Origin of the sequence: Curtobacterium sp. 18060 (genome assembly GCF_902706105.1) — a bacterium.
Lineage (GTDB): Bacteria > Actinomycetota > Actinomycetes > Actinomycetales > Microbacteriaceae > Curtobacterium.
In genome coordinates this window covers 51108-72091 of sequence record NZ_CACSJV010000004.1, presented here as the reverse complement: position 1 = coordinate 72091, position 20984 = coordinate 51108, and the positions used below count along the sequence as shown (strand labels likewise).

At 69.9% G+C, this 20984-nt stretch carries 19 protein-coding genes; 10 read left to right on the top strand and 9 right to left on the bottom strand.

The window, feature by feature from the left end; genetic code table 11:
• Positions 1 to 34: 34 nt before the first annotated feature.
• Entirely contained in the window at positions 35 to 766 is a 732-nt protein-coding gene (gene deoC / locus GVL05_RS03695) for a deoxyribose-phosphate aldolase (RefSeq protein ID WP_131880096.1), read from the bottom strand.
• A gap of 43 nt (positions 767 to 809) precedes the next feature.
• Here deoC and GVL05_RS03690 point away from each other — a divergent pair, with 43 nt between their 5' ends.
• The 4 genes from GVL05_RS03690 to GVL05_RS03675 all read left to right on the top strand — a co-directional run bounded on the left by GVL05_RS03690 (position 810) and on the right by GVL05_RS03675 (position 5008).
• Positions 810 to 2342: an SDR family oxidoreductase gene (locus GVL05_RS03690; RefSeq protein ID WP_159571400.1), complete on the top strand. Its 1533-nt coding sequence runs from the start codon at positions 810 to 812 to the stop codon at positions 2340 to 2342.
• Positions 2339 to 2923: a GDSL-type esterase/lipase family protein gene (locus tag GVL05_RS03685; protein ID WP_123294424.1), complete on the top strand. Its 585-nt coding sequence runs from the start codon at positions 2339 to 2341 to the stop codon at positions 2921 to 2923. The genes GVL05_RS03690 and GVL05_RS03685 overlap by 4 nt, the downstream gene beginning before the upstream one ends.
• Complete coding sequence (locus GVL05_RS03680; RefSeq protein WP_200849147.1) at positions 2923 to 3357, top strand: DUF6804 family protein; 435 nt, start codon at positions 2923 to 2925, stop codon at positions 3355 to 3357. The genes GVL05_RS03685 and GVL05_RS03680 overlap by 1 nt, the downstream gene beginning before the upstream one ends.
• A gap of 97 nt (positions 3358 to 3454) precedes the next feature.
• Positions 3455 to 5008 (top strand): stealth conserved region 3 domain-containing protein, encoded by a 1554-nt coding sequence (locus GVL05_RS03675; protein ID WP_159571397.1) that lies wholly within the window; start codon positions 3455 to 3457, stop codon positions 5006 to 5008.
• 411 nt (positions 5009 to 5419) lie between these two features.
• On the opposite strand, the gene GVL05_RS03670 is transcribed toward GVL05_RS03675, so the two are convergent.
• The 5 genes from GVL05_RS03670 to GVL05_RS03650 form a co-directional block, all read right to left on the bottom strand.
• Entirely contained in the window at positions 5420 to 6379 is a 960-nt protein-coding gene (locus GVL05_RS03670; protein WP_123938020.1) for a phosphodiesterase, read from the bottom strand.
• 163 nt (positions 6380 to 6542) lie between these two features.
• Positions 6543 to 8231 (bottom strand): ubiquinol-cytochrome c reductase cytochrome b subunit, encoded by a 1689-nt coding sequence (locus GVL05_RS03665; RefSeq protein ID WP_159571394.1) that lies wholly within the window; start codon positions 8229 to 8231, stop codon positions 6543 to 6545.
• A complete protein-coding gene (locus GVL05_RS03660) occupies positions 8231 to 9295 on the bottom strand; it encodes a ubiquinol-cytochrome c reductase iron-sulfur subunit (RefSeq protein ID WP_111084029.1) in 1065 nt (354 codons plus the stop codon). The genes GVL05_RS03665 and GVL05_RS03660 overlap by 1 nt, the downstream gene beginning before the upstream one ends.
• Before the next feature lie 33 nt (positions 9296 to 9328).
• The gene (locus GVL05_RS03655) at positions 9329 to 10138 is read right to left on the bottom strand and encodes a cytochrome c (RefSeq protein ID WP_123294420.1); all 810 of its coding nucleotides are present in this window, start codon (positions 10136 to 10138) and stop codon (positions 9329 to 9331) included.
• Positions 10139 to 10159: 21 nt separating this feature from the next.
• Positions 10160 to 10798 carry a heme-copper oxidase subunit III gene (locus GVL05_RS03650; protein ID WP_111084027.1) on the bottom strand — a complete coding sequence of 213 codons (639 nt, stop codon included), beginning with the start codon at positions 10796 to 10798 and terminating at the stop codon, positions 10160 to 10162.
• 70 nt (positions 10799 to 10868) lie between these two features.
• On the opposite strand from GVL05_RS03650, the gene trpD reads away from it, so the two are divergent.
• Positions 10869 to 11933 carry an anthranilate phosphoribosyltransferase gene (gene trpD / locus GVL05_RS03645; protein ID WP_133936619.1) on the top strand — a complete coding sequence of 355 codons (1065 nt, stop codon included), beginning with the start codon at positions 10869 to 10871 and terminating at the stop codon, positions 11931 to 11933.
• 96 nt (positions 11934 to 12029) lie between these two features.
• On the opposite strand, the gene glpK is transcribed toward trpD, so the two are convergent.
• Together glpK and GVL05_RS03635 are read right to left on the bottom strand one after the other, a co-directional pair.
• Entirely contained in the window at positions 12030 to 13541 is a 1512-nt protein-coding gene (glpK, locus tag GVL05_RS03640; protein ID WP_159571391.1) for a glycerol kinase GlpK, read from the bottom strand.
• A gap of 74 nt (positions 13542 to 13615) precedes the next feature.
• Positions 13616 to 14341 (bottom strand): MIP/aquaporin family protein, encoded by a 726-nt coding sequence (locus GVL05_RS03635; RefSeq protein WP_123294418.1) that lies wholly within the window; start codon positions 14339 to 14341, stop codon positions 13616 to 13618.
• A 318-nt stretch (positions 14342 to 14659) separates the two neighbouring features.
• Here GVL05_RS03635 and dhaK point away from each other — a divergent pair, with 318 nt between their 5' ends.
• The 3 genes from dhaK (at position 14660) to dhaM (ending at position 17096) form a co-directional block, all read left to right on the top strand.
• Entirely contained in the window at positions 14660 to 15661 is a 1002-nt protein-coding gene (gene dhaK / locus GVL05_RS03630) for a dihydroxyacetone kinase subunit DhaK (protein ID WP_131846800.1), read from the top strand.
• Positions 15662 to 15735: 74 nt separating this feature from the next.
• A complete protein-coding gene (dhaL, locus tag GVL05_RS03625) occupies positions 15736 to 16377 on the top strand; it encodes a dihydroxyacetone kinase subunit DhaL (protein ID WP_159571388.1) in 642 nt (213 codons plus the stop codon).
• On the top strand, positions 16374 to 17096 hold the full coding sequence (gene dhaM, locus GVL05_RS03620) for a dihydroxyacetone kinase phosphoryl donor subunit DhaM (RefSeq protein ID WP_159571385.1): 723 nt from the start codon (positions 16374 to 16376) through the stop codon (positions 17094 to 17096). The genes dhaL and dhaM overlap by 4 nt, the downstream gene beginning before the upstream one ends.
• A gap of 24 nt (positions 17097 to 17120) precedes the next feature.
• Here dhaM and GVL05_RS03615 read toward each other — a convergent pair whose 3' ends face one another.
• Positions 17121 to 17762, bottom strand: coding sequence for a TetR/AcrR family transcriptional regulator C-terminal domain-containing protein (locus GVL05_RS03615; protein WP_159571382.1), 642 nt, complete (start codon positions 17760 to 17762; stop codon positions 17121 to 17123).
• A 55-nt stretch (positions 17763 to 17817) separates the two neighbouring features.
• Here GVL05_RS03615 and GVL05_RS03610 point away from each other — a divergent pair, with 55 nt between their 5' ends.
• Together GVL05_RS03610 and GVL05_RS03605 are read left to right on the top strand one after the other, a co-directional pair.
• Entirely contained in the window at positions 17818 to 19038 is a 1221-nt protein-coding gene (locus GVL05_RS03610) for a beta-ketoacyl synthase (RefSeq protein WP_159571379.1), read from the top strand.
• A 31-nt stretch (positions 19039 to 19069) separates the two neighbouring features.
• A complete protein-coding gene (locus GVL05_RS03605) occupies positions 19070 to 20980 on the top strand; it encodes an ABC transporter ATP-binding protein (protein ID WP_159571376.1) in 1911 nt (636 codons plus the stop codon).
• Positions 20981 to 20984: the final 4 nt, after the last annotated feature.

The following is a 20984-nucleotide window of genomic DNA, read 5'->3' as shown; positions in this document are numbered from 1 at the left end:
CGTCGTGCGGTGGATCAGGTCGTGTCGCGGTGGGTCAGTAGGAGCTGGTGTCGTCGCCCTGCGACGACGCGGCACCGGTCTCGACGCGGTGCGCGACCTCGTCGAGGATGCGTGCGGACGCACTCGTGCCGATGCGGTTGGCCCCGGCGTCCACCATCTCGAGCAGGGTGTCGAGCCCGCGGACACCGCCCGAGGCCTTGACGCCCGTGTCAGCACCGACCGTGCGCCGCATCAGCGCGATGTGCTCGGTCGTCGCCCCGCCGCCGGCGAACCCGGTGGAGGTCTTCACGAACGCGGCACCGGCGGACTGCGCGGCACGCGAGGCCGCGACGATCTCGTCGTCGGTCAGGAACGCGGTCTCGAGGATCACCTTGACGACGGTGGACCCGGCGGCGTCGACGACGGCCCGGACGTCCTGCTCGACGCGCTCCCAGTCGCCGGACTTCGCGGCGCCGATGTTCTGCACCATGTCGAGCTCGAACGCCCCGTCGGCGAGGGCCTGCAGTGACTCGGCGACCTTCGCCGCGGTGGACGTGGTGCCGTGCGGGAAGCCGATGACCGTGCCGACGCCGACGCCGGTGCCCCGGAGACGCTCGACGGCGTAGGCGACGTCGCTGGGCCGGACGCACACGCTGAAGACCCGGTACGCGGCGGCTTCGTCGAGCTGGGCGTCGACGTCCGAGCGGGTGAGCTCGGGCTTCAGGATCGCGTGGTCGATGAGGCCGCGGACGGCATCGGCGGTGACGGGGAAGGCTGCGTTGTCCACCCGGCAAGCCTACCCGTCAGGCGTGCCGCGTAGCGTTCCGGGCATGCAGGTCCTCGTCACCGGCGCCACCGGGTACATCGGCGGTCGTCTCGTCCCCCGTCTCCTCGAAGCCGGACACTCCGTGCGCGTGTTCGTGCGCAACCCCCGGAAGCTCCAGGACGTCCCGTGGAGCAGCGACGTCGACGTCGCCGAAGGAGACCTGCAGGACGCCGACGCGGTCCGCGCCGCGGTCGACGGCGTCGAGGCCGTGTACTACCTCGCCCACGCGATGGGTGCCGACGGCGACTTCGAGTCCGCGGAACGGCAGGCGGCCGAGACGATGGCGCACGAGGCGAAGCGTGCCGGCGTCAGCCGGTTCGTCTACCTGGGCGGCCTGCACCCCGACGGCGACCTGTCGAAGCACCTGCGCAGCCGGAAAGAGGTGGGGGAGATCCTGCTCCACTCCGGCGTGCCGACGATCGCCTACCAGGCAGGCGTCGTCATCGGTTCCGGCAGCACCTCGTTCGAGATGATCCGGCACGTGACCGACGTCCTGCCGTGGATGCCAGCACCGCGGTGGGTGCGCAACCGCATCCAGCCGATCGCCGTGCGCGACGTCCTGTACTACCTGGTCGCGGCGCTCGACGTCCCCGCCGACGTCAACCGCACCTTCGACATCGGCGGGCCGGACGTCCTGCGCTACGGGCAGATGCTCAACGGCTACGCGGTCGAGGCGAAGCTGCGGCAGCGCCCGATCACGGTCCTGCCGGTGCTCACCCCCCGCCTCGCCGCACACTGGTTCAACGCCGTCACCCCGATCCCGCGCAAGCTCGCGACGCCGATCATCGAGTCGCTGCAGTTCGAGTGCGTCCAGCGCGAGCACGACATCGACGACGTCGTCCCGCAGCCCGAGGGCGGGCTCACGTCGTACCGCCGCGCCGTCCGGCTGGCCCTGAACAAGATGCGCTCCGGCGAGGTGCAGACGAGCTGGCGGAGCGCCACCCTGTCGAGCGCCTCGGCCGACCCGATGCCGACCGACCCGGACTGGGCCGGCCACACCGTCTACGTCGACGACCGGAAGCGCCACTCGAGCGCCTCGGCGGAGGACGTCTGGCGCGTCGTCGAGTCGATCGGCGGCGAGAACGGCTGGTACTCGTTCCCGCTGGCCTGGGTCGCCCGCGGCTGGATGGACAAGGTCGCCGGTGGTGTCGGGCTCAGCCGTGGTCGTCGCGACCAGGACCGACTCGAGCAGGGCGACGCCCTCGACTGGTGGCGCGTCGAACGCCTCGAGCGCGGTCACTACCTGCGGCTCCGCGCCGAGTTCAAGTCACCCGGGCGCGCCTGGCTCGAGATGACCGTGACCCCGAACCCCGAGGGCGGCAGCGACTACCACCAGCGGGCGATCTACTTCCCGCAGGGCCTGCCCGGCCGGCTGTACTGGTACGGGATCCTGCCCTTCCACGGGATCATCTTCCCCGGCATGGTCGAGCGCATCACCGCGGCCGCCGAGCGCGAGTCGGACAACACCGAGTCGACGCAGCGCAACCGGACCCAGCACAATGGGAGTCCGGAACCGGCGAACGAGGAGGCAGCATGACCGAGGAACGCAGTCCCGTCCTGTTCCTGGGGGACAGCATCACGGCCCAGGGGTCGTGGGACAGCTGGCTCCCCGACGAGCAGACCCTGAACCAGGGCATCAGCGGCGACACGACGGACGGCGTGCTCGCACGGCTCGACGCGGTCGTCGCCGAACAGCCCGAGGTGATCGTGCTGCTGATCGGCACGAACGACTTCGGCAACCACCGGGCGAGCGCGGAACACGTCGTCCGCAACGTCGAGACGATCCTCGTCACCCTGCGGCGCGAGCTGCCGGGTGTCCGGCTGCTGCTCGTCTCCGTCCTGCCCCGCCAGGCCGAGTACACGGCGAAGATCGAGGAGGCGAACCGGCACCTGCGGCAGTTCGTCGCGACCTGCCACGCGCAGTACCTCGACGCCTGGCCCGCGCTGGCCGACGGCGACCACCTCGACGACCGCTTCACCGACGACGGCCTGCACCTCACCGACGAGGGCTACCGGGCCTACCTCGGCGAGCTGGTCCCCGCGCTCGAGCGTGTGCGGGGTCTCCCGCCGATGTCCCGGTCCTTCACGGCCATCGACCTCGACGAGGCCCCCGCCTGATGGCTACCCGCAAGGGACGACCCCCGGTGGGGTCGTCCCAGAACGGCGTGCCCGCTACACCGGTCCGACCGACTGCGGGGACGACGAACACCCGTGCCACCCCGGGGTTCACCCGGCCGGCACTCGCGCCGTCGCTCATCGCCGCGATCGTCCTGCTCGCCTGCGTGGCGATCATCGACTCGTCCGGCTTCGTCTTCGCCCGCTGGGGCATCACGGTGCTGTCCCTCATCGTGCTCGTCTTCGCGGTGCGCGGGAAGACGTGGTGGGCCGCCGTGCTGATGGCCGCCGTCGCCGTCTGCTGGAACCCCCTGGTCACGGTGCCGATCCCCGGCCAGGTGTGGGCCGCGTTGCAGATCCTGGCTGCCGCCCTGTTCATCGTGGTGGGCATCGCCGTCAAGGTGCCGCGCGAGGCGGACGCACCCCGGGCCTCCTGACCGGCTCCGCTGACCGCCTGCGGAACCGACCGGGCGGGCGGACGGTAGGATCGCAGGGTCGGGTACAGGACCCGGCAGCACGACCCGAAGGGCATGGATGAACGACGAGACCGAGCCGGTGACCGAGAGTCCTCTGCTGACCCCTCGACCGTCCTCCGGCGGTCTCGACCGGCCCGACGTCGTCGTCCGCAAGGGGCGCCTGACGCTGCTCAACGGCCACCTGACGCCGCAGCAGTCGATGATCGAGGACCTGTTGTTCCTCGACGACGCGCTGACCGAGTCCGACGTCGACCACCTGCTCATCCGCGGCAACGACGAGCGTCCGGTCATCGCGATCGACGAGCGCGACCGCCAGCGTGCGGAGAGCGCCGTCATGGCCGCCGCCGTCAACGAGCCGTTCTACGCGAAGCCGCCGGGGGAGCCGGCCGTGCTCGTGCAGGACGACGGCCTCGGGCCGGTCGACGAGCCGGTGCTGCGCGTGTTCCGCCCGCGCCTGGAGCCCCTCGGTCGTCTGCGCTACGGCGCCGAGACGAGCGTGCAGCTCGAGTTCTGGCGACTCACCGACACCGAGGTGCTCGCGCCCGTCGAGAACGCCCTGATGCGCCGCAGCCTGCCGGTGGACGAGTTCGTGCTCGTCGACATCGAGCGCTACGGCCGCACCTGGCGCACCGTCGAGCACATGTTCGACGACCACGTCTCCGACATCCGGTTCCCGATCGACATCGTCTTCTCGTGGGTCGACGGCAACGCCATCGAGTACCAGCGCGCCCGCCAGGCTGCGCAGGCGACGGCCGTCCTGGGCGAGGGCGACGACGCCCCCGCACGGTTCCGCCAGATCGACGAGCTCAAGTACGCACTCCGCTCGGTGCACACGTTCGCACCGTGGATCCGCCAGATCTACATCGCCACCGACTCACCCGCTCCGCACTGGCTCGCTGACCATCCCAAGGTCCGCATCGTGCGCAGCGAGGAGTTCTTCGCCGACCCGTCCGTGCTGCCGACGCACAACTCGCAGGCCGTCGAGTCGCAGCTGCACCACATCCCGGGCATCAGCGAGCACTTCATCTACTCGAACGACGACATGTTCTTCGGCCGCACCGTCGACCCCTCGGTGTTCTTCAGCCCGGGGTCGGTGTCGAAGTTCATCCTCGCCACCACCCGCATCGGGCTCGGCGTGAACAACGCCGCGCGCAGTGGGTTCGAGAACTCCGCACGGGTCAACCGTCGCCTGTTGCAGCAGCGGTTCGGCGCGGTCACCACCCGGCACCTCGAGCACGCGCCCACCCCGCTCCGTTCGTCGATCATGACGGAGATGGAGCACGAGTTCGCCGACGAGTTCCGTGCCACGGCGGCGTCGCGCTTCCGTGCTGCCGAGAACATCTCGGTGACCAACTCGCTCTACCACTACTACTCGTTGCTCACGGGTCGAGCGATCACGCAGGAGAACGCCGACGTCCGCTACATCGACACCACGATGCAGTCCGGGCTGCGGTCGCTCGACGAGTTGCTCAAGAAGCGGAACGCGGACTTCTTCTGCCTGAACGACGGCAGTTTCCCGGAGGTCAGCGACGAGGAGCGGACGCAGCGCGTGACCGACTTCCTCGAGCGCTACTTCCCCTTCCCCGCGCCGTGGGAGCGCCCCGGCGCTTAGGACGCGCCAGCGTCCTGCCGGGGCGCTCCGGGCGAGCCTGCGAGCCCGGCGCCGAAACCCAGCGACGCGCTCCGGGCGAGCCTGCGAGCCCGGCGCCGAAGCCCAGCCATGCGCTCCGGGCGAGCCCGCGAGCCCGGCGCCGAAGCCCAGCCACGGCTCCGGGCTCGGCGCCGACCGCCGTCCGCCGACCGGTCACGGCCTGTCGGCGCCCGCCCCGGCAGACGACGCTAGCTGACCGCTCGACACACGTCTCGCGGTGGGTCATGACCACCGGCCGGACGGCGGAGGCCCGTGGCGGCCCCGCCACGCGCCTCCCGTCCGCCGTGGGCGCACGCCCACCGCACATGGTGAGCACAAATGGTCGGGTCCGCACTGCGGACCCGACCATTGCTGCTCACGAAGTGCGGCGACCTACCGGTGGACGGGGGAGACCGGCACCGAGTCGAGCGTGAAGACCGGGATGCTCGAGGTCACCGGAGCCGGCTCGACCGCGGGCGGGATCGTGACCCCGTGCGCTGCGAGTCGGGCCTCGGTCTCGACGGCCGACACCGGTTCGCCGACCGTGGAGTAGTGCCCGATCGGGACGACCGAGTGCACGACGTTGTGGCCGTAGACGTGCACCAGGTTGAACGACTGCGCGCCGTCCCGCCCACGCGTGCCGCCCTGGAACTCGGTGAGGTCCTGCGTGTAGCAGGTGGCACTGGCGACCGACACGGGGATGCCCGCGAAGACCGCGCTGGTCGAGTAGTGCAGGTGGCCGGCGATGATGGACAGGACGTCACTGCCCTCCAGCACCTCGGCCAGGGCCTGCTGGTCGCGGAGCTCGACGAGGACGGTCAGGTCCTGCACGCTCGGCACGGGCGGGTGGTGCATCGCCAGGATGGTGCCGTGCGGCGCAGCCTCGGACAGGACCTCGGCCAGCCAGTCGAGCTGCTCGGGGGAGACCTCGCCGTGGTGGTGGCCCGGGACACTCGTGTCGAGGGTGATCACCCGGAGACCGTTGACGTCGTAGACGAAGTCGACAGGACGGTCGGTGGGGTGCAACCCGAAGAGCTCCTGACGGAACGCGCCGCGCTCGTCGTGGTTGCCCATCGCCCAGATGACCTGGGCACCGATCCGGCGGGCAGCTGGCTCGACGATCTCGCGGACGCGGGCGTAGGCACCCGGTTCGCCCTTGTCGGCCACGTCGCCGGTGACGACGATCGCTTCCGGCCGGGTGCCTGATGCTTCGATGTCCGCGACGATCTCGGTGAGCCGTGCGGCGGAGTCGACCCCGCCGTACAGATCACCGTCGCCGGAGACGAGGTGGGTGTCGCTGAGGTGGAGGAGGAAGTGGTTCGGCCTGGGGTGTTCGGCCGTCCGGCTGTCCATCGGGGTCTCATTCCGTTGGCGGATGCGTGGTGCAACACGTTGCCACACCGTCCTGGATGAGTCCAGCACGTGTCGGTGAACCAGCCGTGAACTGGGGGCGGCGTTTCGCCCATCGCACGAAGAAACCCCCGCCACGTGGTGGCGGGGGTTCCTGTCGTCGTGCTTAGTGCTTTTCCTCGACCTGCGGGGCCTGGTGGCTGCCCTCGAGGTCCGGGCCGTGGTGGGCGGCGTGCGCTGCCTCGAGCTCGGCCTTCGAGACCGGCTCGATGCGGTCTTCGAAGAAGAAGCGGGAGACGCTCGCACGGGCCTTCTGGACCACGGTGATCTGCCCCTTGGCGTTCGGGCGGATCATGAGCGGCTTGTACTCGTTGAACTGCAGCAGCTTCCAGCGCTCGTATTCGTCGAGCTGCTCGTGCACCTCGATGTACTCACCGTGGGGGAGTCGGACGATGCGACCGGACTCGTAGCCGTGCAGGACGATCTCGCGGTCCTTCTTCTGGAGTGCGAGGCACACGCGCTTCGTGATCCAGAAGGCGACGAACGGGCCGAGGACCGTCGTTGCCTGGATCACGTGGATCACGTGTTCGATCGACACCAGGAAGTGGGTCGCGATGATGTCCGACGACGCCGCAGCCCAGAGGCTGGCGTAGAGCGTGATGCCGGCGGCACCGATCGCCGTGCGGGTCGGGGCGTTGCGCGGACGGTCCAGGATGTGGTGCTCGCGCTTGTCGCCGGTGATCCACGACTCGAGGAACGGGTACAGCAGGATCGCGAGGATGAGCAGCACCAGGACCGCGATGGGCGCCAGGATGTTGAACGACACCGTGTAGCCGAACCACACGACCTCCCAGTGCGGCGGCACCAGACGCAGTGCGCCGTCGGCGAAGCCGATGTACCAGTCGGGCTGGGTACCGGCGGAGACCGGCGAGGGGTCGTACGGGCCGTAGTTCCAGATCGGGTTGATCGTGAACATCGACGCGATGAGGGCGATGATGCCCGCGACGATGAAGAAGAACCCGCCGGCCTTGGCGGCGAACGCCGGGAGGATCGGGACACCGACGACGTTGTCGTTGGTCTTGCCCGGGCCGGCGAACTGGGTGTGCTTGTTGATCACGACGAGCACGAGGTGGACACCGAGCACCGCGACGAGGATCGCCGGCAGCAGCAGGATGTGCAGCGTGTACAGGCGGCCGACGATGTCGGTGCCCGGGAACTCGCCACCGAAGAGCAGGTAGGCGATCCAGACGCCGATCACCGGGACACCCTCGATCATGCCGACGATGATCCGCAGACCGTTTCCGGAGAGCAGGTCGTCGGGGAGCGAGTAGCCGGTGAAGCCCTCACCCATGGCGAGGACCCAGAGCAGGAAGCCGAAGACCCAGTTGAGCTCACGCGGCTTGCGGAAGGCACCGGTGAAGAACACGCGGGCCATGTGCAGCATGATCGACGCCACGAACAGCAGGGCCGCCCAGTGGTGGACCTGGCGGACGAAGAGCCCACCGCGGATGTCGAACGAGATGTCCAGCGTGGACTGGAGCGCCGTCGACATCTCGACGCCCTTGAGCGGGACGTACGTGCCGTTGTAGACGACCTCGGCCATGGAGGCCTGGAAGAAGAACGTCAGGAACGTGCCGGAGAGCAGGACGACGACGAAGCTGTACAGCGCCACCTCGCCGAGCATGAAGCTCCAGTGGTCCGGGAAGATCTTCCGGCCGACTTCCTTGACGAGCCCCGAGATGCTGGTGCGCTCGTCGATGTAGTTGGCGACCCCGCCGATGATGCGGGATCCGCGCTCCGGAGCCGGCTTGTTGGCCGTGCTGCTCGGTGCCGTGGTGGTGGGGGTGCTGGTCATCAGCGTTCACGCTCCCAGAAGGACGGTCCGACCGGCTCGTGGAAGTCGCTCTGGGCAACCAGGTAGCCGTCGTCGTCGATCGCGATCGGAAGTTGGGGGAGGGGGCGTGCGGCCGGACCGAAGATGACCTCGCAGTTGTTCGAGACATCGAAGGTGGACTGGTGGCACGGGCACAGCAGGTGGTGCGTCTGCTGCTCGTAGAGCGCGACCGGGCATCCGACGTGGGTGCAGATCTTGGAGTACGCGACGATGCCGTCGTAGCCCCAGTTCTCGTGGCCCTTGGACGGGTTGAGGTCCTTCGGGTCGAGACGCATGAGGAGGACGGAGGCCTTGGCCTTCTCCTCGAGCATGTGCTCGGAGTCGAGCATGCCGTCCGGGATGACGTGGAACACCGAACCGATGGTCACGTCCGAGGCCTTGATCGGCAGACCCGTCGGGTCCTTCGTCAGGCGCAGGCCCTGCTTCCAGAAGGTGTGGCGCAGGAGCTCGTTCGGGTCTTCGGCCGGGGCGAGGTCGCGGACCAGGACGATGCCCGGCAGCGGGAACGCAGCCAGCGCACCGATCATCGAGTTGCGGATCAGCTTGCGACGGCTGAAGCCGGACTCCTTGTCGGCCAGCTGGAAGGCCTCGACGGCCTTGGCGCGCGTCGCGTCCGTGCCGCGGGTGCCGTGGCGGAGCTCGGTGATCTCGCGGTCGACGACGAGCGACTTCGACCAGTAGACCGCGCCGAGGCCCAGCGCGATGAGTGCGAGGGCGATCGAGAGGCCGAGGAAGAGGTTCGCGGTGCGGACCGTCCCGAAGTCGTTCGAGTCGATCGGGAACGCGACGTAGGCCGCGATCGAGAGGACGCTGCCGACGATCGAGAGGTAGAAGAAGGTCGCGACCTGACGCTCGGCCAGGCGCTGCTTCTTCGGGTCGACGTCGGTGCGGCGCGCGCGGTGCGGCGGCTCACCCGGGTTCTCGAACGGGTCGGTGGGCAGCACCGCGATCCCGGGGGAGGTGGTCGTGCCGTGCTTCTCGACAGCCGAGGACGAGTTCAGCGTCTCGTCGTCGTGCTCTGCCATGGTGTTCCCTTCAGTGTCGTTCGACACGGACGATCAGTTGGACTTCGCGGTCAGCCAGACGGTCATCGCGACGACCGCGCCGAGTCCGAAGATCCAGATGAACAGACCCTCGGCCACCGGGCCCAGGGAGCCGAGTGCGAACCCGCCGGGCGACTTGTTGTCCTGCACGTACTTGAGGTACGTGATGATGTCGGCCTTCTGCTCCGGCGTGAGGTTCAGGTCGTTGAAGACCGGCATGTTCTGCGGGCCGGTCTGCATCGCCTCGTAGATGTGCTTGCCGGAGACCGTCGACAGGTTCGGGGCGTACTTGCCCTCGGTCAGGGCACCGCCGGCGCCGGCCACGTTGTGGCACATGGCGCAGTTGATGCGGAAGAGCTCGGCACCCTCGGCCGCGTCGCCGTCCTCACCGTTGGTGAGCTCGGTGGACGGGACGGCCGGGCCGGGGCCCAGCGAGGCGACGTACTCGGCGAGGGCGTCGACCTGCTCGTCCGTGAACTGCGCGGGCTTCTCTTCGGCCTGCGGACCCTGGGCGGCCATCGGCATACGGCCGGTGCCGACCTGGAAGTCGACCGAGGCGGCGCCGACACCGATGAGGGACGGACCCTCGCTCGTGCCCTGGGCGGAGAGGCCGTGGCAGGTCGCGCAGTTCGAGGCGAAGAGCTTCTGGCCCTCGTTCACCTTCGACTGGCTGGTCGCCGCGACGGTGCTCGTGCTGTCGTCGGCGTTGGCCGTGGAGCTGAAGAGCGCGTACGCACCGCCGGTGGTCATGAGGCCGACGACGATGAGCGAGACGGTCGCCATCGGTGAACGGCGGCCCTTCTTGGTCTTGGTTCTGTTGAACATGTGCTCGGGGGTGTCCAGTTCCTACTTGAGAAGGTAGATGACGGCGAAGAGGAAGATCCACACAACGTCGACGAAGTGCCAGTAGTACGACACGACGATGGCGGTGGTCGCTTCCTTGTGACCGAAGTTCTTCGCGGCGAAGCCGCGACCGAGCGTCAGCAGGAAGGCGATGAGGCCACCCGTGACGTGGAGGCCGTGGAACCCGGTCGTCATGTAGAAGGCCGAGCCGTAGGCGCTGGAGGAGAGCGTGACGCCCTCGTGCCAGAGATTGGCGTACTCGAAGATCTGGCCGCAGACGAAGATCGCGCCCATCGCGTAGGTGACGAAGAACCACTCCGTCATGCCCCAGTGGCGCGGGTTCCAGCTCGTGCGGTGCACCTGGAAGCGCTCTGCAGCGAACACGGCGAACTGGCACGCGAAGCTGGACAGCACCAGGATGATCGTGTTCACCGAGGCGAAGGGCACCTCGAGCTTGGAGGTTTCGGCCGCCCACAGCTCGGGGGACGTGCTGCGCAGCGTGAAGTAGATCGCGAACAGGCCGGCGAAGAACATGACCTCGCTGCCCAGCCACACGATCGTCCCCACGGCAACGGCGTTCGGCCTGTTCAGGGCCGGACCGCTGGCGGATCTGGAGAGAGGGGTGCTAGTCACGTCCTCCATTATGGCCGAAACCCCAGACAGTGTTTTCGCAGGAGACTGGCGGGTCTCTCGAATTCACTACGATCGAGCCATGCCTGACGCACTCTCTTGGCCTGCAGTGATCAGCGCGCTCATGGCGCGCGAGGACCTGACGATCAGGCAATCCACATGGGCCATGGAGGAGATCGTGCACGGGCGCGCCACCCAGGCACAGATCGCCGCGTTCGCCGTGACGCTCCGTGCGAAGGGCGAGACCGTCGACGAGGTGGTCGGGTTCCGCGACGCGATCCTCGACGCCGCCGTTCCGCTGGACGTCGACCCGATGGCGTTGGACATCGTCGGGACGGGTGGGGACGTCGTCGGCACCGTGAACGTCTCGACCATGGCGGCGATCGTCATCGCCGCCGCCGGGGTGCCCGTCGTGAAGCACGGCAACAAGGCGAGCTCGTCGAAGTCCGGTTCGAGCGACGTGCTCGCCGCACTCGGGCTCGATCTCACGATGGACGCCGCGCGTGTCGCGGACACCTTCCGGCGTGTCGGACTGACCTTCGCGTTCGCCAACGCGTTCCATCCGGGCTTCGCGCACGCCGGGCCGGTCCGCCGCGAGATCGGCGTGCCCACGGTGTTCAACTTCCTCGGGCCGCTCGTCAACCCCGCACGGTGCGAAGCGAACGCGGTCGGCGTCGCGCAGCTCGACCTCGTGCCGATCATCACGGGCGTGTTCCAGACCCGCGGCGCGACCGCCCTGGTGTTCCGCGGGGACGACGGCCTCGACGAGCTCACCACCACCGGCCACAGCCACATCTGGGAGGTCACCGGCGGGCGCATCATCGAGCACGACCTCGACCCGCGCGACCTCGGCATCGCACGTGCACGCACCGAGGACCTGCTCGGTGGCGACCCCGAGCACAACGCAGCCGTCGTGCACCGCGTGCTGTCGGGGGAGACGGGCCCGGTGCGCGACATCGTGCTGCTCAACGCCGCGGCGGGGCTGGTCTCCTTCCGTCTGGCGCAGGACCCGGCCGAGTCCGACCGACCGATCCTGCAGCGCTTCCGCGAGCAACTCGCGGTGGCCGCCGAGGCGATCGACTCCGGCGCTGGCACCCGCAAGCTGGCGGACTGGATCGCGGTCCCGACCGCGACCGACGCGGAGTAGACGCAACTGACGGGAGGCCCGGTGCCGGTTCCAGGAACCGGCACCGGGCCTCCCGTCGGTGCGTTCAGTGCACGCGGTCAGCGTGCGCGTGCGTCGCTACTGGACGTCCTCGTCGACCCAGTCGAAGGTCTTCGTGACGGCCTTCTTCCAGAGACGGAGCGTGCGCTCGCGCTCCGCAGCGTCGAGCTGCGGCTCCCAGCGCTTGTCCTCCTGCCAGTTGGCACGGAGCTCGTCGAGGTTGGCCCAGAAGCCCACCGCGAGACCGGCCGCGTAGGCCGCGCCGAGCGCCGTCGTCTCGGCGACGACCGGACGCACCACCGGCACGTTGAGGATGTCGGCCTGGAACTGCATGAGCTCGTTGTTGGCGGTCATGCCGCCGTCGACCTTGAGCTCGGTCAGGTCCACGCCCGAGTCGGCGTTCACCGCGTCGAGGACCTCGCGGGTCTGCAGCGCCGTCGCCTCGAGGGCCGCACGTGCGATGTGCCCCTTGTTGACGTAGCGGGTCAGGCCGACGATGGCACCGCGAGCGTCCGGACGCCAGTACGGCGCAAACAGCCCGGAGAACGCCGGCACGAAGTACACGCCGCCGTTGTCCTCGACGGTCTTGGCCAGCGCCTCGACCTCCGGGGCACTGCCGATGAGACCGAGGTTGTCGCGGAGCCACTGGATGAGCGAGCCCGTCACGGCGATCGAGCCCTCGAGTGCGTAGTGCGTCGCCTGGTCGCCGAGCTTGTAGCCGACGGTGGTGAGCAGGCCGTTCTCGGAGCGGACGATCTCGGTACCGGTGTTGAAGATGAGGAAGTTGCCGGTGCCGTAGGTGTTCTTCGACTCGCCCTGGTCGAACGCCGCCTGGCCGAAGGTCGCGGCCTGCTGGTCGCCGAGGATGCCCGCGATCGGGACCTCGCGGAGCAGGTTGGACGACTCGACGTGGCCGTAGACCTCGGAGGAGCTGACGATCTCGGGGAGCATCGACTTCGGCACACCGAAGTCGGCGAGGATGTCGTCGCGCCACTGGAGCGTCTCGAGGTCCATGAACAGCGTGCGGGACGCGTTCGTGACGTCGGTCTTGTGGACGCCGCCGTCGACGCCACCGGTCAGGTTCCAGAGGACCCAGGTGTCGGTGGTGCCGAAGAGCAGGTCCCCGGCCTCGGCCTTCTCACGCGCACCCTCGACGTTCTCGAGGATCCACATGATCTTGGTGCCGGCGAAGTACGTCGCGAGCGGGAGGCCGACGATGGCCTTGTAGCGATCGGTGTCGCCGTCGGCGAGCTTGTCGACGATCGACTGCGTGCGGGTGTCCTGCCAGACGATCGCGTTGTAGATCGGCTTGCCGGTGGTCTTGTCCCAGACGACGGCGGTCTCGCGCTGGTTGGTGATGCCCACGGCGGCGACGTCGTGACGCGTGATGTCGGCACGCGACAGCGCCTGACCGATCACCTCGCGGGTGTTGTCCCAGATCTCGGCGGGGTCGTGTTCGACCCACCCGGCGCGCGGGAAGATCTGCTCGTGCTCCTTCTGCCCGGTCGAGATGATCGAGCCGGAGTGATCGAAGACGATCGCTCGGGTGGAGGTCGTGCCCTGGTCGATGGCGACGATGTAGTCGGCCATTGGTGCTCCTTACGGGTGTTCGGTGCGGTGAGCGGCCCGCGATCGCGGGCCGCTCACCCCGGGGTTGGGTGGGTTCAGCTGACGACGGGCAGCAGCGCGAGCGACAGCACGGCGGCGAGTGCACCGCCGACGAGCGGTCCGACGACCGGCACCCAGGCGTACGACCAATCGCTCGAGCCCTTGCCCTTGATGGGCAGGAAGGCGTGGGCGATGCGCGGGCCGAGGTCACGGGCCGGGTTGATGGCGTAGCCGGTCGGGCCACCGAGGCTGACACCGATCGCGATCACGAGGAAGGCGACGGGGACGGCGCCGAGTTCGGCAGGTGCCTTGCCGTTCGTCATCGCGAGGATGACGAAGACGAGCACGAAGGTGCCGATGATCTCGGTCACGACGTTCCAGCCGTACGACCGGATCGCGGGGCCGGTGGAGAACACGCCGAGCTTCGCAGCGGCGTCGGGCTCCTCGTCGAAGTGCTGCTTGTAGGCGAGCCAGACGATGACGGCACCGATGACCGCGCCGATCATCTGCGCGAGCCAGTAGATGAGCATCGTGCCGACACTGATGTTGCCGAGGATGGCCTGGGCGAGGCTGACGGCCGGGTTGAGCTGGCCGCCCGACTTGTAGGACACGAGGACGCCGGCGAAGACCGCGAAGCCCCAACCGATCGTGACCATGAGGAAGCCGGCCCCGAAGCCCTTCGACTTCGTGAGGGAGACGGCGGCGACGACACCGCCACCCAGGATGATGAGCATCGCCGTCCCGACGAGCTCGGACAGGAACTTGACGCCGATGTCGTCCATCGGTGACCTCCAGTGCGTGAGGTGGGGGTCCGGTGGTGCTGCGCCGCACTCCCCGTTGAGTGATTGAGGCCGAGCCTAGTGACGCGGCGAACGACGCGGCGATGAATTCCTGAGGGAAGTCCGGGATCGTGCACGAACGTGCAACCGGCGTGCGCTGCGGGGGATCGCGAGCCGGTGACGCGTCCCCGTCGCACTGCACGAACGTGCAGACCGGACGAACGAGCGCCCGGGCGTCGGATGTAGATTGGGCGCACTCCGGTCGACGACGGCGGTGTGCAGTTCGCCTCGGCTCGGCCCCGTACCCGTGGAGGCACGCGCATGAAGAAGCTCATCAACGACCCGCAAGCCGTGGTCGACGAGACCGTCCGGGGATTCGCCCGGGCACACGCCGGACACGTCGTCCTGGTCGAGGACCCGATCCACCTGCACCGCGCCGACGCACCCGTCGCCGGCAAGGTCGGCATCGTCAGTGGCGGCGGCAGCGGACACGAGCCGCTGCACGCGGGCTTCGTCGGGTACGGCATGCTCGACGCCGCCGTCCCGGGCCCGGTGTTCACGAGTCCGACCCCCGACCCGATCGTCGCGGCCACCAAGGCCGTCGACGGCGGGGCGGGCGTCCTGCACATCGTGAAGAACTACACCGGCGACGTCCTGAACTTCGAGACCGCCGCCGAGCTCGCCGAGATGGACGACATCCGCGTCGAGGCCGTCGTGGTCGACGACGACGTCGCCGTGCAGGACTCGCTCTACACCGCCGGTCGCCGCGGCGTGGCCGGCACCGTGGTCGTCGAGAAGTGCGCCGGTGCCGCGGCCGAGCGCGGTGACGACCTCGACGCCGTCGCCGCGGTCGCCCGCCACGTCAACGACGTCACGCGGTCGATGGGCCTGGCCCTGGCATCCGGCACCGTGCCGCACGCGGGGGAGCCGTCCTTCACGCTCGCCGACGACGAGGTCGAACTCGGCATCGGCATCCACGGCGAGCCCGGGCGCGAGCGCATCCCGATGGCACCGGCCGACCAGCTCGTCGACCGTGTGCTCGAACCGATCCTGACCGACCTCGACGCCCCGGCCGGCTCGAAGCTGCTCCTGCTCGTCAACGGCATGGGCGGCACCCCGCTGTCCGAGCTGTACATCGCCTACCGCCGCGCCGCCGAGGTGCTGACGGACCGCGGGTACGACGTCACGCGTAGTTTGGTCGGCGACTACGTCACGTCCCTCGAGATGCAGGGGTTCTCGCTCACCGTCACGGTGCTCGACGAGGAGCTCACGGCACTCTGGGACGCACCGGTGGAGACCCCGGCACTGCGCTGGGGCCGCTGAGCGGCCGAGTACGGCCGCTCGACCACCGACCACGACACCGAGCCCACCGGGCCGGAAACACGAAGGGAACCGCATTGGCGCTCGACACCGCATGGGCCATCGACTGGGTCCGTCGCACCGCTGCGACGATCGACGAACACCGGGCCGAACTCGTCACACTCGACCGCGAGATCGGTGACGGGGACCACGGCGAGAACCTCGACCGCGGTTTCCGCGCCGTGCTCGAGGCCATCGACGGCGGGTCCTTCGACACGCCCGGCGCCGTGCTCAAGACGGTCGCGACGAAGCTCATCTCGACCGTCGGCGGCGCCGCCGGCCCGCTGTTCGGCACCGCGTACCTGAAGGCAGCCCAGGCTGCTGGCGACGCGACCGAGCTCGACGCCGACACGCTCGTCGCCGTGCTCGCCGCAGCCCGCGACGGCGTGGTCTCGCGCGGCAAGGCCGCCGTCGGCGACAAGACGATGGTGGACGCCTGGACCCCCGCGGTCGACGCCGCCACCGCTGCCGCCGCCGCCGGTGACGACCCGGCAGCGGTGCTCGCCGCCGCGGCCGACGCCGCCGCCTCGGGCGCCGAGGCCACCGAACCGCTCGTCGCCCACAAGGGGCGTGCGAGCTACCTCGGCGAACGCGCCGTCGGGCACCGCGATCCGGGTGCACAGTCGACGGCGTACATCCTGCGCGCCGCGGTGGACGCGACGACGGGCTCCGCCGCGTGACCGTCGGCATCCTGATCGTCTCGCACAGCGCCGCGATCGCCTCCGGCACCGTCGAACTCGCCCGACAGATGGCGGCCGACGTACCGCTCGTCGCGGCCGGCGGGACCGACGACGGCGGCATCGGCACGTCGTTCGAGGCGATCACCGCCGGCATCGAGGAGCTCGGCGACGCCGACGCCGTCGTCGTCCTGTGCGACCTCGGTTCGGCCTACCTGACCACCGACACGGCGCTCGACTTCCTCGACGACGACGTCCGTGCACGCGTGCACGTCTCGCAGGCTCCCCTCGTCGAGGGCACGGTCGCCGCGGCCGTCGCGGCCCAGACGGGTGGTGACGCCGAGGCAGTGCTCGCTGCTGCGGCGTCCGCCGCAGGGTCCGCGGACGACGCGAGCAGTGCCTCCCGTCCGTCCGGTGACCAGCCGGGAGGCACGGGGCCGGGTGACGGGGCGGCCAGCGTCGACGACGTGGCCGCGTCCGAGAGCGTCGAACTGGTGAACGAGACCGGCCTGCACGCCCGCCCCGCGGCGGAGTTCGTGAAGACGGCAGCCAAGTACGACGCAGCGGTGCGCGTGAACGGCGTGGACGCGAAGAGCCTGCTGGCGATCATGGCGTTGGCGCTGCCGAAGGGTGCCACCGTGTCGATCGAGGCGCGCGGGACCGATGCGCAGATCGCGGTCGACGCACTGGTGGAGCTGGTGCGGAGCGGCTTCGGCGAGTAGCCCTCGCCGGTCGTCGTCCCGCGCTCAGCGGATGGACACCGTGCCGGCCAGGTCGAGGTCCGACGGCCCGCCGGTGACGCCCGCGTCGGCCAGGAGCGTCGCGCCGAACACCGCGCTCCAGAACGTCCGGGCATCACGGCCGACACCGCTCGGACTCGTCCAGCCGTGCTCGGCGACGACGCGCTCGAGGTAGCGCTCCGACTGCCGGAACAGGACCGCGAGCAGGAGTCGCACGCGCTCGCGCTGGGCGTCGTCGTCACCGGCGGCGGCCAGCGCGCGCACGACGAGGAGTGTCGACGGCATGGCGAGCGCGGTGCGTGCGAGCACCTGACGGAACGCGTCGGCGGACCCGGCGCGCCGACCGGCTGCCTGCAGGCGCGTGGTGTCGCGGAGGAAGAGCGCGAAGGCGGCGTCGAGGACGAGGCGGTCCTTCGAGCCGTAGTGGTGCGTGATCTGGTTCGGGTAGACCCCGGCCGCACGGGCGATCTCGCTGACGGTGACGGCGTGGCGTGCGGTGCTCGCTCCGCCCGCGTCACTGGCGCGTGCGGTGCTCGCTCCGCCCGCGCCACCGGCTGCACCTGCGCTGAGGAGTCCGGCGGTCGCGGCGAGGATCCTCGCCCGGGTCGCTGCGCCGCGGGTCGTCCGGGCGCCGTCGGTGGTTGCCATCTCTGAATTGTACGTGGTACAACTCAACTTGTTCAACGTACAAGAAGGAGCACTCGTGGACATCTCCATCACCGGCTACGGCGCGGTCTCCCCGTTCGGTCACGGCGTCGCGCCGCTGTGGGACGCCCTGGTCGCCGGACGCTCCGGCGTGCACGAGCTGCACCGCGACGGGCAGCTCTGGGAACGGGTGCCGATCATGGTCGGCGCCGACGCAGCACTCGACGCCGATTCCGCACTCGGTCGCGTCCGGGCGAACCGACTCGACCGCAGCCAGCAGCTCGCGCTCGTCGCCGCCGGCGAGGCCTGGGCCGACGCCGGCGCGCCCGCGGTGGACGGCGACCGCCTGGCCGTCGTCGTCGGGACCGGCATCGGGGGAGTGGAGACGTTGCTCGATGCACACGACGTGCTCGGCGCCTCGGGCGCGCGTCGGGTGTCGCCCCGGACCGTCCCGATGCTCATGGCCAACGGGGCCGCGGCGCAGATCAGCATCGAGTACGGCGCCCGCGCCGGTGCGTACACGACCGTCTCGGCGTGCGCGTCCGGTGCCGAGGCGATCGCGACGGCCGCGCGGCTCATCGTCACGGGGGAGGCCGACGTCGTCATCGCGGGCGGCACCGAAGCGGCGGTCACCCCGGTCACCATGGCCTCGTTCGCGCAGTCCCAGGCCCTCGCGAAGCCCGACGGTGACGACCCCACCACGTTGTCGCGACCGTTCGACGCCGACCGCCGCGGGTTCGTGCTCGGCGAGGGTGCCGGGTTCGTCGTCCTGGAACGAGCCTCGCACGCCGCCGCCCGCGCACAGCGGTCGCACGGGACGCTCGCCGGGTGGGGGATCACGTCGGACGCGTTCCACATCACCGCCCCGCTCGGGGACGGTAGCGAGCAGGAGCGCGCGATGACGGCGGCGATCCGGATGGCCGGGCTCACCGGTGCGGACATCGACCACGTCAACGCGCACGCGACCGGGACCCCGGTCGGGGACGTCGGTGAGGCAGCGGCGATCGGTCGTGCTGTCGGGACCGGTGCGCTCGTCACCGCGCCGAAGAGCGCCATCGGGCACATGTTCGGTGCGGCGGGAGCAGTCGAGGCGATCCTGACGGTCCGGGCACTCGAGACCGGGGTCGTGCCGCCGACGCTGAACCTGCAGCACCAGGACCCGGCGATCGACCTGGACGTGGTGGCGGGGACGGCTCGGACCGCGGCCATGCGTGCGGCGCTGAACAACTCGTTCGGGTTCGGTGGGCAGAACGCCTCGTTGGTGTTCACCGCGGTCTGAGGGGCGCGAGGACCGACGTATCCTGACTGCCATGAGCATGGAAGGCGTGGCCTGGAGCTCGCTGTACAAGATCTCGACCGCCAAGGACGGCAAGCACGGCATCTCGCGCGCGTCCGTGCGGCGGATCATGACGTTCGCAGTGCCCTACCGGGCCAAGCTGGTGGTCTTCATCGTCCTCTCCGTCGTGGGCGCCGTCCTCGCGGTCGCGACACCGGTGCTCGCCGGCCGGGTGGTCGACGTCATCGTCGCCCGGGGCGCGCTCGGCACGATCACCTGGCTCGCGGTCGTCATCGCCCTGGTCGCCGTGGGCGACGCAGGCGTGTCGCTCGCCACGCGCTGGTTCTCCGCACGCATCGGCGAAGGCGTGATCCTGGACCTCCGGACCGCCGTCTTCAACCACGTGCAGAAGATGCCGATCGCCTTCTTCACCCGCACACGCACGGGTGCCCTCGTCAGCCGCCTCAACAACGACGTGATCGGCGCGCAGCAGGCCTTCAGCGGCACGCTGTCCGGCGTCGTCACGAACCTCGTGGCGCTGATCCTCACCCTGACCGTCATGCTCAGCACGTCCTGGCTCGTGACGGTCCTGGCGATCGTCATGCTCCCGATCTTCCTCGTCCCCGCGCGGCGCATGGGCAGCCGCCTCGCCGCGCTGCGTCGCGAGGCCGCCGACCACAACGCCGCCATGAGCACGCAGATGACCGAGCGCTTCTCCGCGCCCGGTGCCACCCTCGTGAAGCTGTTCGGCCGGCCCGACGAGGAAGCGGAGGAGTTCCGCGTCCGCGCCGCCCGGGTCCGCGACATCGGGGTGCGGAGTGCCCTGCTGCAGTTCGTCTTCGTGACCGCCCTCACCCTGGTCTCCGCGCTCGCCCTCGCGCTCGTCTACGGGGTCGGCGGCGCCCTCGCACTCGGTGGCCAGCTGAACACGGGCGATGTGGTGACGCTGGCCCTCCTGCTCACCCGCCTGTACGCGCCGCTGACCAGCCTCGCGAACGCCCGGGTGGAGATCATGAGCGCGGTGGTCAGCTTCGAGCGCGTCTTCGAGGTCCTCGACCTCGAACCACTCATCCAGGAGAAGCCCGACGCCGGCACCGTCCCGGACGGCCCGGTGGCGGTCGAGTTCGACGACGTCCGCTTCGCCTACCCCGCTGCGGACAAGGTCTCCCTCGCCTCGCTCGAGGAGGTCTCCACGCTGGACACCCGCGGCGGTGACGAGGTGTTGCACGGTGTCTCGTTCCGGATCGAGCCGGGGCAGACCGTCGCCCTCGTCGGCACCTCCGGGGCCGGCAAGTCCACGATCGCGCAGCTGCTCTCCCGCCTGTACGACGTCGACAGCGGCGCCGTACGACTCGCCGGGTCGGACGTCCGCGACGTCACGTTCGCCTCCATGCGACACACCATGGGGATGGTGACGCAGGACGGCCACCTGTTCCACGAGACCATCCGCTCCAACCTGCGCCTCGCACGGCCCGAGGCGACCGAGGACGAAGTGTGGGACGCCGTCCGGCGCGCGCGGCTCGAACCGCTCATCCGCTCCCTGCCGGACCAGCTGGACACCATGGTCGGCGAGCGCGGCTACCGGCTGTCCGGCGGCGAGCGCCAGCGGATGACCATCGCCAGGCTCCTGCTCGCCCAGCCGCGCGTCGTCATCCTCGACGAGGCCACCGCCGCGCTGGACTCGACGTCCGAGGCGGCCGTGCAGGCTGCCCTCAGCGAGGCACTCGAAGGGCGGACGGCGATGGTGATCGCCCACCGGTTGTCGACCATCCGCAGCGCGGACCTGATCTTGGTGGTCGAGGACGGCTCGATCGTCGAGCGTGGGACCCACGAGGAACTGCTGGCCGTCGGCGGACGGTACGAGGAGTTGCACCGGACCCAGTTCGCCGTGCAGAAGGACGTCGCGGCGGACGAGGAAGCGCTGAGCCCGAGCTCGTCGCAGTGAGGCA